Source organism: Nostoc sp. NOS(2021) (genome assembly GCF_017115025.1).
GTDB lineage: Bacteria > Cyanobacteriota > Cyanobacteriia > Cyanobacteriales > Nostocaceae > Nostoc.
This window is the reverse complement of the sequence record NZ_JABXKM010000200.1, coordinates 1-12,018: the sequence shown is the minus strand read 5'-3', so window position 1 is coordinate 12,018 and position 12,018 is coordinate 1. Positions and strand designations below refer to the sequence as shown.

Annotated in this window: 7 protein-coding genes; 5 read left to right on the top strand and 2 right to left on the bottom strand. The window is 40.8% G+C overall.

Annotated elements, in window-relative coordinates; all coding sequences use genetic code 11:
- The first annotated feature begins 89 nt into the window (after window positions 1-89).
- Window positions 90-260 (top strand): hypothetical protein, encoded by a 171-nt coding sequence (locus HWQ41_RS22150; protein ID WP_292767578.1) that lies wholly within the window; start codon window positions 90-92, stop codon window positions 258-260.
- 43 nt (window positions 261-303) lie between these two features.
- On the opposite strand, the gene HWQ41_RS22145 is transcribed toward HWQ41_RS22150, so the two are convergent.
- Window positions 304-3,192, bottom strand: coding sequence for a CHAT domain-containing protein (locus HWQ41_RS22145; protein WP_292767575.1), 2,889 nt, complete (start codon window positions 3,190-3,192; stop codon window positions 304-306).
- 948 nt (window positions 3,193-4,140) lie between these two features.
- On the opposite strand from HWQ41_RS22145, the gene HWQ41_RS22140 reads away from it, so the two are divergent.
- From HWQ41_RS22140 to HWQ41_RS22130, 3 genes are all read left to right on the top strand, one after another.
- Window positions 4,141-4,695, top strand: coding sequence for a hypothetical protein (locus HWQ41_RS22140; RefSeq protein ID WP_292767572.1), 555 nt, complete (start codon window positions 4,141-4,143; stop codon window positions 4,693-4,695).
- A 355-nt stretch (window positions 4,696-5,050) separates the two neighbouring features.
- On the top strand, window positions 5,051-6,775 hold the full coding sequence (locus tag HWQ41_RS22135) for a ShlB/FhaC/HecB family hemolysin secretion/activation protein (RefSeq protein WP_292767569.1): 1,725 nt from the start codon (window positions 5,051-5,053) through the stop codon (window positions 6,773-6,775).
- Window positions 6,776-7,152: 377 nt separating this feature from the next.
- Window positions 7,153-7,515 (top strand): hypothetical protein, encoded by a 363-nt coding sequence (locus HWQ41_RS22130; RefSeq protein ID WP_292767566.1) that lies wholly within the window; start codon window positions 7,153-7,155, stop codon window positions 7,513-7,515.
- Window positions 7,516-7,649: 134 nt separating this feature from the next.
- Here the strand turns inward: HWQ41_RS22130 and HWQ41_RS22125 are convergent, their stop codons facing one another.
- Window positions 7,650-11,717 (bottom strand): S-layer family protein, encoded by a 4,068-nt coding sequence (locus tag HWQ41_RS22125; protein ID WP_292767564.1) that lies wholly within the window; start codon window positions 11,715-11,717, stop codon window positions 7,650-7,652.
- Window positions 11,718-11,821: 104 nt separating this feature from the next.
- Here HWQ41_RS22125 and HWQ41_RS22120 point away from each other — a divergent pair, with 104 nt between their 5' ends.
- Window positions 11,822-11,947 carry a hypothetical protein gene (locus HWQ41_RS22120; RefSeq protein ID WP_292767561.1) on the top strand — a complete coding sequence of 42 codons (126 nt, stop codon included), beginning with the start codon at window positions 11,822-11,824 and terminating at the stop codon, window positions 11,945-11,947.
- The last annotated feature ends 71 nt before the right edge of the window (window positions 11,948-12,018 follow it).

Below are 12,018 nucleotides of genomic sequence, written 5' to 3'. Positions count from 1 at the left end.
GGGTTGGGGGTGGGGTTCTTTATATTATGGGTAATTTGGCGGACATGATATGAGTAACTTATCCTCGGATGTGAATATAAGTAATGCCGATGCTCGATCTGTACTTCGAGTTACCTTATGAAACAGAAGATATTTTAGCTGAATTGGGTTATAGCTTTTCACGTGCGCGTATGACCTTACCCTCTTCTCAACGTATACCACAACGTTTATCTGAATTACGTCAGCAAATCGAGGAGTTGTTACCACTAGTAACTTTATAGAGATTTTCCAGATACCATGAAAAGTTAGGGGGATCTGTGGGTTTCAAAGCCAATTACCGATCGCAATCATTGGTGCCCAATATACTGGGTTATCATACTTGATATTTATACCTTCAGATGGCGGTAATTTCTTAGCATTAATCATCCTAATTTGGGCTTTTTGCAGTGCTTCCGCAATACTCATGCCAGCGTTGCGGTAGTTGGTGTAAAATGTTTTGACTAGTTCGGCTGTCGATGCATCTGTGACACTCCACAAAGATGCGATCGCACTTTTAACGCCAACTTGTAATGCAACTCCAGCTAATCCTAGTGTAGATCGGTCGTCGCCAACTGCGGTTTCACACGCAGTAAGTACGAGAAGTTCGACGCTATCTAATTTGCTGTTGAGGTTTCGCAGTGAGTTTTCTAATTGACTGATGGTAAGTTTTTGGTTTTTGCCTGTGACAATGAAGGTGTCTTCGGGAATGATGCCAAATTGAGCGTGACTAGCTATATGGACAATGGGGTATGTTGTTTTCTCAAGTTTTTGTTTAAAAGTTTCGGGGACAAAGTTATCATCGATGAGGTCGGTATGATTGGGAAATAGACTTTCAACTGCACTGACTTCTTCGGGAACTGAAAAAAGCGCATCAAAAGACTTTCCGTCGATTGTGGCTTGTTGTGTCAAACCCAAAATTAACGCCTTTTGCGTACTGCGATCGCGTACTTTGGGTGTAGTAAGTCGTAAACTAGGGGTTGTGGCAACTGCGTAGGTTTCGACTAAGTATTTCTGTTGTTGGCGATCGTAAAGTGCTGCCATTGGTACACTACGCAAAAACCCATCCTGAATAAACACAAGGGTTTTGACTGTCTCAGGTTTAATATTTTCAGCAAAGGGGCGAATTATCCAATCATAAAGCTGTGCCGCAGTTGTTGTATCGTAGTTAACTTCTTCTTCTCCTCTAATTAATCCAGTACGAAACTCGGCAATTTTTTTCTGTAGCCTGTCGCTGCTAACTATCTTACTTGTACCTTCTTGATTGGGGTCTTCAATCCACTTAAATTTGGTTGTCTGATTGGGTAATTGCAATAATATCCCGGTTTTGCCATCTAAAATTATCGAACTCAAAAACCCAGTATTCTTAAACGCTGCACTATTATCTTCCAGGAGTTCGCCCACCTGTTTGGGATTCAACCCACTCAAAATGCAATCATTACCAAAATAATTCTGTAATTCTGCGAGTTTCAACGCATCAATAGTTTCGACTACTTGCGATAATTCCTTAGCACGTTGTTTGTTTGCAATTGCCCCAACTTCCAACAGATCAAGCCGCGATCGCGCCAATGTGCGGTACAATGGTTGAACGACATCGCGGAAGTCAAACTGCACATCACGTTCTGCGGTCAAAATATCCTGGCGGATATCTTCCAAGGTTTCAAATGCTCTTTGATAGGATGCGATCGCTTCTTCTTTATGATTTTCTTTATCTAAAATCCGTCCAGCTTGCCACTCCCACAAATACAAGCTATCTTTTGCACTCAAATTTTTGTCTGCGGCAATGATTGCCGTTTGGGTATATTTTAATGCTTTTTTAGTATCTCTGCGGCATTCCCAAAAATGTCCTAAAGCACCATTAGCATAAGATTGTAGGCGATTGTCTTGTAAGTTATTACTAGTTAATACTGAGCTTTGCAGCAAATTTAATGCTTCGTTATCCGATGAAAGTATCTGAGTTTGACAGTAAGTAAAGGGCGAAATTCCTTGAGAATGGCGCTGCAAGTATGCTAAATCAATTGCTGCATACACTTTTGTCGCTGAATCGGGTAAATCTTCGAGAAGCTTCAAAGCATCCTCATGGGCATTATTAAAGGTTTCATCGCCGATAACTTTCGTCTCATTTGTCTGGGAACCCAACTGAATTAAATTTAATAATCCCCGCATCTCTGCTAAAGGTTGTTTTTGGTTGTGGGCAAGTTTGATACTATTCTGAAAATATTCGCGGGCTTGGTTGTAATCTGCCGCAGACTTGTTGTTAAATTCCTTTTCTTTACTGAAAATACCAGCTTGGTTTGCAGAATTGGCTTCTAACTCATGCAATTGAGCGCGACTTCTATAAGCATTACCCAAACTATTTAACACCAAAAAGTCATATTCTGGAGAGACTTGTTGCGCCGCGTGTAAATATTTAATTGCTTGGTCATAATTTCCAATTAACCGATATGCCTCACCGAGAATTCCCAAAGCCGCAATCTTACCGCGTTTGTCGTTGTGTTTGGTGGCGATTTGTTCGGCACTTTCGGGCGTGCATTCTCTTTCCTGACTCCCTTGATTTTCTGAGATTTTCGACTTATCTACCAGTTGACCACATAAAAGTGCGATCGCTTTGCGAGGTTGTCCCAAATTGCTGTAAACTTGGGCGAGTTCTGATTGCATTCGTCCCACTTGCTGGATATTTGCCACCGCCGCATAGTCACGAATTGCCGCCGACAGCGATGCAATTGCTGCTTTATTTTCTCCTAGTTGTTGGTAGACACGCCCCAAATTTTCATTGACAACCGCCGCATCTGACGGATTGTTTTTATACTGATTTAATGCCTCTTGCCAGTGTTTTTCCGCATTGGCAAAATTTCCGGCATCATAGTCTTTAATTCCTTGTTCAACTAGTACACTAGGATTTTGAGTTTGTGCAGATACGACTTGTCCAAACAATAAACAGATTCCGAGTGTTGCTAAAAATAATACTTTAATAAATCGATGGCGATTTAGTTTTTGGTATTGCTGGGTGAAGAGATGAATTAGCCTTGCACAGAGAGTAATTCGAGCGACAGAATCCACCGCTCGAAACTTCTCCCAAGGGGAGACGCGTTCGCGGATAGTCTCGTAGAGAAGCGCGAACGGTGGTTGCAAAAGCTTAGAGAGTAATAGTTTGAGATATTTTTTTTGGAATTTCATATTTTAATTCAGCAACGCCTGGTTTTTTATGATATTCGGCTTTAATAAGTTATTTTTTATTTTTAACTTATCAGAAATACGCATTAAAAACTGAGCTTTTGCAAAGTGTGCAGTTTTATGCTATTTCTCTCGACAAAAAAACTCTTTTACTGTTAAAGGTTCTGGTGCTTTATGCAATAGTCCAGGGGATGTATTAATTTCCGCCTATACAACGGGTGATGCGCGTAGTGTGGAATCAACATCGCGTCCTTGGGACTTTCAAATAAAAAAATACTCAACTATTTCTTGTGGGGTGGGTATCTTGTCATTAGTGTCAACTTAAGGTTAAAACCCATTTGTCAACGATAGGTTTTGTGAGAAACGAAGTATAAAGGTGAACTTTTTTCTGCCTTTTATACACAAGCTGGGAGTGATGCTAATAAACAAAGCATTAATAGTCCCTGAAAAAGTTCGTTTTTTGTCCCTTTAAAACCGAATTTTTCAGCATAAATGCTTATTGACATAGTAAGTTTGAGCTTAACTTGACACCTATGGTATCTTGTCCGCCTTTGGCTACGGGCCCTTGTGTCGCCCACCCCACAAGATTGGATAATTTATTTGTTGTCAGTCCCTTAAAAGGCGACCCAATTAAATTGAACCACAAGGATTGTATCGATTACCCAATGGGCAATTAATCTGGAGTCGAAGTTGTTAAACAGCAATATTGCACATATTGGAAAAATCTTATATACAGTTTTCTGCAAAATGGGACACACAATCATGCGATCGCACCATACCATTTATGCAACTATATATACATAAATGGTGAATGCATTACTTTCTTATCTCCCTTAATCTGAGTATTAAAGAAACGGTTAATGAATCGAAAAACAACAAAAATCATCAATTTATCAACCGTTGCTGAGGAAATTATCGTTATTTTTTTTTAACTCAGATTAGAGGTTGATTATGTTTTTTAAACTAGTTTGTAACACATTTTTAGCAACATCTTTGGCATTACCTAATTTTAAACAAACCACTTCGATTGCAATTTTAGTGGCTGGGATTGGATTGTTTGGTATCAAGTCAGTAGATGCTAGAAATGCCTTAGTACAAACACCAGATGTTTCTCAATCTTCATCCTATGCGCTCGCGCAACTCTTAGAAGCAAATTCTCCAATTTATGGAAGTTGGAAGCTCAGATATAGCGTTGATGGAGTCGTTTATCAAAGCGTGCTTGTGATGGAGGGATATTCAGGAATGATGAGAACTAGATATTTTGATCCTGGGATAAATAAAAAGCAGGTTGTAGACCAGGAAATTAGCCTCAAGTCTTCTCCTCAAGGATTAGTTTTATTGGGATATAACCCTGTCTATGCTGGGACTTCCAGAAGACATCCTACTTATGCTGCTGATAGTTTTTTGTTTTCTGTTGAGCCTGATGGTTCAGTAACAGCGTATACTTGCGACAATTTACGACAATGCTCGGCTGTAGATGTGGAAAGAATAGTGTCCCAATCCTAAATAAACATAGCGTAAATTATCTGTCTTTCAAGTTCCCTGGTGATTAGCGAACTGAGAAGTCAGCGCTTGCGCTATCTGGCATTCTTTCTTTACTGCATTTATTGTCTTATTTCTCAATGCGTAAGTTCTAAATATTAGTATAGCCGATTCGGATCTTGATGATTGCATAAAGTTGCAATCATCAAGCAAACTATTATGGTATTTTAATTAAGTAATAATACTTGTTAAATCTCTAATTCTTAATGCGATCCCTAAGTCAGTTGGTGGGAATAAATAGAACTATATTACGAAGCGTAAATATATCTCAAACCCTTATCAATGACAAATGATGACCCTTACAAATCGTAGATAAACAATGGGTTCCTACCTTCGGTTTCAAAAACTTTTTTTCATATTACTTACCTGCATCAGCATCACTCCACTTGCAGTATTTGCACAATCGACACCCCCACCTGGAGTGACAATTCCCCCCAATATACCAGGGAAAGTCGAAGAAACTTTACCCCAACCATCACCATCGCCAACCCTTCCTCCCACACCACTGACACCAATTCCCATACTTCCATCACCCCCACAGGAAAATTTACCCGAAACAACCTTTCCTAGTGGTGAAAGTTTCTTTGTCAAAGAAATTCAAGTCAAAGGATACACTGTTTTAGAAAATGAAATCATCAAGTTAAAACAGCCCTTAGAAAATAAAAAAATCACATTTGAGCAGTTATTGCAACTGCGATCGCAAATCACTGAACTCTATGTTAAAAATGGCTATATCACCAGTGGTGCATTTATTTCCAATAATCAAAATGTTGCTAGCGGTGTCGTGCAAATCCAAGTTGTGGAAGGCGAACTCGAAGGAATTTCAATTTTAGGGTTAAAAAGATTGCAACCTGTATACGTGCGTTCCCGCATTGAACGGCTTGCAGGTAAGCCTTTAAACCAAAAAAGCCTTGAACAAGCGCTGCAATTATTACAACTTGACCCTGTTATTAAACGAGTCAATGCTGAGTTAACCGCAGGTAGCACCCCAGGTAACAATATTTTACAGGTGACAATTACCGAAGCGCCAGCATTTCACGCTGGGGTTATCTTTGCAAATAACCAATCAGCTAGCGTTGGTTCAGAACAAGGGAGTGTTTTTGTTGCTCACGATAATTTATTAGGGTTTGGAGATAAATTCAGTGCCGAATATGGCAGGACTGAAGGTTTAGACGTTTATAATATCAGTTATTCTGTTCCGTTTAACGCTCTAGATGGAACTATTGGTGTCCGCTACAGCAATAGCGGTAGCCGCATTATTCAAAGCGAATTTCGTGACTTGCATATCCGCAGCGAAGCCGAAACCCTTTCTTTTAACGTCCGTCAACCGCTAATCCACACGCCAAACAGCGAATTTGCTCTCTCGTTAGCATTCGATTTACGGCGCAGTCAAACCTTCATACTCAATGATATTCCCTTCTCCTTTACTGAAGGCCCCGAAGATGGGAAATCAAAAGTTACAGTAATTCGCTTTTCCCAAGATTGGTTACAACGTAATGCTACCAGCGTCCTAGCAGCGCGATCGCAATTTAGTTTTGGGATTGATGCAATTGATGCAACCGTCAACGATAGTGGTACTGATGGGCGTTTTTTTAGCTGGGTGGGACAATTTCAATGGGTACAACGGCTATCTCCCCGCATCTTGATGCTAGCCAAAGTTAACACTCAACTCAGTGGTGATTCCTTGCTTTCTCTGGAAAAAATTAGCATTGGGGGAGTTGATACAGTGCGCGGTTATGGTCAAAATCAACTTGTTGCTGACAATGGGGTAGTTGGCGGTGTGGAAGTTCGGATTCCTCTAGTATCAAATGTGGAAACATTACAGCTAATACCATTTTTTGACATCGGTACAGCTTGGAACAATCGCGGTATTAATGCTGACCCGCAAACCCTCGCTAGCTTAGGGTTGGGCTTGCACTGGCAACCTTTTAACGGTTTAGTATTGCGTGCAGACTACGGTGTACCATTGATCGGAACAAGCGATCGCGGTAGTTCACTGCAAGATAATGGCTTTAATTTTTCAGTGCTATATCAGCCGTTTTGATTTACGTCCGGTCAAAGATTTATAGTTAACGTAGGTTGGGTAATAACTGAAAGAGAATTATTAATATTACGAGAAATTTCTCTGTTCTGCCTTCCCTGTAGCAACTTCTGCCTTCCCTGTAGCAACTTCTGCCTTCCCTGTAGCGACTTCTGCCTTCCCTGTAGCGACTTCTGCCTTCCCTGTAGCAACTTCTATCTTTACGCTTCCGTGTTTTACGCAGTTTGTAGCGGCTTTTGCCTTGAACTTATCAGAACCAGACTCGTGTTCAATTACTTAAATTTTAGTTTTTTAAAAAAATCAACAATTTTACGTATGACAACCTCTTAAACAATTGTCCACTATAGAGTTAGAAGAGATTTAGAAAATGAGTATTAATTATGGCAAGGCAAAAACGCAACTCACGTATTCTTGGCAAAGCTGAGATCCGTCTAGCAAGCATTAAATCTATCAGTCCAACTCTAGATGTAGGAGAGAGTTTGACAGTCAAAGATTATACTGGAAAAATCGAAAGCCTCCGACAATCTCTGGAAGCATACAATACCACCCTCTCTACTATCGATGTCTTATTAACCCAGATCGTCGAAAATGAAGAAGATTTGGCAAACTATTCTGAGAAAATTTTGGTTGGTATTGCTTATAAGTTTGGTAATAATAGCCACGAGTATCAGATGGCTGGAGGTATTCGTAAAAGCGATCGCAAGCGTACTGTGCGTCAAAGCGTAGTTTTACCTACTAGCTAAGGCTAGGGTGTGTTTTCAAAGTCTTATATCCCCCCAACCCCCCTTAAAAAGTGGGGCTAAGAGTTTCTTCAAGTCCCCCTTTTTAAGGGGGATTTAGGGGGATCTAAAATTGTCTGGCATCTAAATTCATAACATTAATTAGAACATTCTCGACTCAATAGCAACTGCCCATTACTCAGCCGATATAAACCTTGCGGTTCGATAATCGGATCGCCTTTCTTCCAGGGACGGGATGCAGTTTCCACACCTCTAACCTCACCAGTTGTGTAGGTAGAAACCAAAACATTATCAGGACGATTAGTGGTCAAAGCACCAGAACCTGTAATGGTAAAAGAGTTTTCTTGTCGCTTTGTGCCGCGTGAAATGCAACTATTGGCAATAAGTGCATTAGTATCAATGACTGGGGATAATTCGGTGAAGCTGTTTTGGATGGAACTGGTATCGGGTGTCTTGATAGTAATCACACCTGAAACGCCTTTTTCCGAACTTGCAGTAATATCACTTTTTTCAGTTGGTTTTGGACGTGCTTCGATACCGAAGATACCTTGCGAGTTAATGTTGACCTTTCCACCTATTCCGGTGAAGGCGTTGGCGCTAATGTCGCTGTTTTCTTCGGGGATGGCGATGATAAATTTGGAAGCGATATTGATGTTACCACCATTGCCACCTGATTGCGCTGTACCTGCCGTGGTCGAAATTCCGCTACCGTGACGCAATAGTAAAAGATCATTGCCAGTTAAATAGATATTTCCACCATCACCAGAGTTAGTTATTGCTGCAATAAATCCTTTGTTATCAATTGTTGTGGAAGCAGAATTAATATTAATATCTCCGGCTTTTCCTTGTCCAAAGCTGCTTGAACTGATTCCCCCACGATTTAAAAATAAAGAATCTGTTCTCAGGTTAATATTACCTCCCTTACCTTCAGCTTCACCTTCTAAAGTAGTAAAAACACCGCTTGATCTTCCATTACTACCGACACCATCAACGCCAATCGCATCGCCAGCATTCACTATAATGTCACCTGCATTACCTTTACCGTAACTGCTAGCAACAAGTTGTCCGCCGTTGCTTAGTGTTAAGGAGTTGGTTGTTATTTGGATATCCCCACCTTTGCCAACACCTCCAGCAGACAAATAACTAAAAGCGCCACTAATACCATCGATAATAACAGCATCGCGGGTATCAATGTTTATATTTCCAGCATTCCGGTTTGCAGTGGTGCTAATTACACCGCCATTTGTTAACGTCAGCGTTCCTGTTTTAACCTGGATATCTCCACCATTCCCGCTTCCACTAGCAAAGGTATATGCCCCACTTGACAGTCCTTTACCATTGGTTCCGTCAAAGGTAACGGCATCGCGTGTATCGATAAAGATATTTCCACCATTACCTTGACCATCACTAAAAGTGGAAATCACAGCACCATTTTTGACAAATAATCCTCTAGAATTAATGCGGATATTCCCAGCGTTACCCGTGCCATTCTTTAGCGCAGCAGTGCTTACGGCAGTCAATAAACCATTTTCCCCACCATCAAAAGTTACTGTATCGCCTGCGTTGATGGTGATATCGCCTCCGTTTCCCTGTCCAAGCGTGTTTCCAGAAATGTTTCCGTTGGTGACGGAAACTGTATCGCCTGCGTTGATGGTTATATTACCTGCATTTCCCTGTCCATCTGTGTCTCCAGAAATGGATGCACCATTGCTGACGGAAAGTGACCCTGTTGTAATTTTGATGTCACCTCCTTTACCTTCACCACTCAACAACGAACTAGATAAACCACTTTTTACATCAATAATTTGACCATTACCAACAGTTACACCTTTGACGACACCATCAATTCTGACAGTATCAAGAGCATTGATAATAATATTTCCACCATTACCTTTTCCTTGGCTATGTGTAGAAGATATCGTACCGCCATTTGTTAAAAACAGCGATCCTGTTTCAATTTGAATATTTCCGGCGTTACCATTGTATGCTAGCGTATTTGCAATACTAGGCAAACCATTACCGCCAATCCCATCAACAGTAATAGTATTGCCAACATCAAGAAAGATATTACCTCCATTTCCTTGTCCGCCGTTGCTAGCATTTAGTTGTCCGCCATCTTTCAGTAGTAAATTACTTGCACTGATGCGAATATCACCACCATTACCTATCGCGTTATTACTACCGAAACTTGATACTGTACTGCCAAATTTGATTCTGCCTCCAAAACCTGAAAATGTCACATTATCGCGGGCGTTAATAGTTATATTTCCGGCATTTCCGACTCCAGCAGTAGTGCTAGATATTTCGGCACCATTAGTAACAGAAAGTGATCCTGTTGTAACTTGAATGTTTCCTCCTTTCCCGACACCTCCAATGTTTAAATTGCTTTCCAAACCACTGTACACATCATAATCCAAGTTATTAAGGTCAAACTTACCCGCGTCGATGAAAACACCATCTAGCTTGACATTATCAGCGGCTTCGACGGTAATATTTCCGGCATTCCCTTGTCCTGACACACTTGTTGATACTTGACCACCGTTAGTTAACGAGAGTGAACCTGTTTTAAGGTAAATATTTCCTCCGTTACCTACCCCCTCTGTAAACACATTACTACTAACATCACTATTAGTATCGAAGGCTATATTATCAAGGGCATTAATGCTAATATTCCCAGCGTTTCCTTTGCCATTGGTGCTGCTACTAATAAAGGCTCCATTAGTAGCTTTTAGCGTACCTGTCGTGATTTCAATATTACCTGCGTTACCTTCAGCAGTGGATTGCACAGAATTAATAATACGACTAAAAATATTACCGTTATTACCATCTAACGAAATATTATTACGAGCATTAATGATGATATTACCAGAATTACCTTTTCCATAAGTGCTACCTTGAATTTCTGAACCATCGTTTATTTCCAAGGATTTGCTATTAATAGTAACGTTTCCACCATTACCTATTGCACCCTTAACTACCTGAGAAGTAATTCCTGGACTTTCGTCTGGTCTTGAGTTACGAAAACTGATATCACCTTGAGCATTGATATTTACATTTCCGGCATTGCCTTGTCCGTAGAGATTAGCATTGATGTATCCAGCATTGCTTAACGTCAATGTCCCAGTTGCAATATTAATATCGCCAGCTTGACCAAATGCTTTTTCTTGCACTACGTTAGCAATGAAGCTTTTATCTATTAATGTTGTGTCTGCTGTGGCATTAATAGTAATATCTCCACCTTGACTATTTGGAGTACCTAAACCTGTATCTATTCCCGCCCTTAGTTTACTTTGCCCTGCTAAATTTACATTTCGAGCTTGAATTGTGATATTCCCGCCACCCGCACCGCGAACATTAACTTCTGCACCATTACTCAACGAAACATCGGCGCGTTCCACATTCTCAGGTATAACTAAACCCAGATTATCACCCGCAATATTCAATCCCACATTTCCCGGTGCAGCCAAACCTGCTAACTCAACATTCCCCCCATAAGCGCGAATACTCCCACCATCTATATTGATATTTCCACCAACAAGTAGTAAACTTTTACCATCAGCAACTCGCAAACCCGTAACATTATCACCAATGGGATTCATCCCTGCGGCTGCTTGGGATTGATTGATAATTCCCCCATTTGCTTCGATTTGATTAAACAGCAATACCGAAGGATTAATAGTCAACAATGGCACTGCTTGGGGATTTGTGGCACTAAAAACACCTTGATTACCAAACTGAATCCCGTTTGCAGTCGTCCCCACAAATGAACCCTGCACATTTAAACTAGCATTTTTCCCAAACACAATCCCATTGGGATTTATCAAGAATAAATTCGGGCTAGAATTACCAAATGTACCAAGTCTCCCCAAAATCTCAGAAGGGTTATTACCTGTCACCCGTGCCAAAATATTCTGAATATTGGCATTAGGACTGAGAAAATAAGCGCCACGTCCTTCGCTGACATTAAATTCTCGAAAGCTGTGAAAAAGATTGATTTGGCGAGTTGCACCACCAGAAATTACTTCAATCGGTTGTCCCTGAAAGTTGCCTATAACTTGAGAGGACTCAGCGCCAAGTGTGTTGTCGGGTACGATATTACTTTGCTGCGCTTGGGTTTTACCAGTCAAAATACTGATACTTAACCAGCCCAGCAACCCTGCCAATCCAAACTGCAAACACTTGTGTAATCCGTATTTTGTCGTCATCTGGTGCGCTTTTATATAGATTTTTTCAGTATCTAATAAAACTGCACCTTTGGATGATAAACAAGGGAAGATTCGTTAATTATGCAGTTTTCTGCAATGGGGCGATGCCGAAGGCGGGCTACGCCTACGCATTTGTGCATTCTCCAGGTATGAAAACTGCACCCAAACAAGCAGAAAAGGTGGATGTGTGGCATGAATATAGCAATCCTAAATCATTCGTGAAAAGTTAGATCCCCGACTTCTTAGAGGATACTGCTGGCGAATTGAGGGTAAGACCCCTCAAGGTAACCAGTTTTAGAAT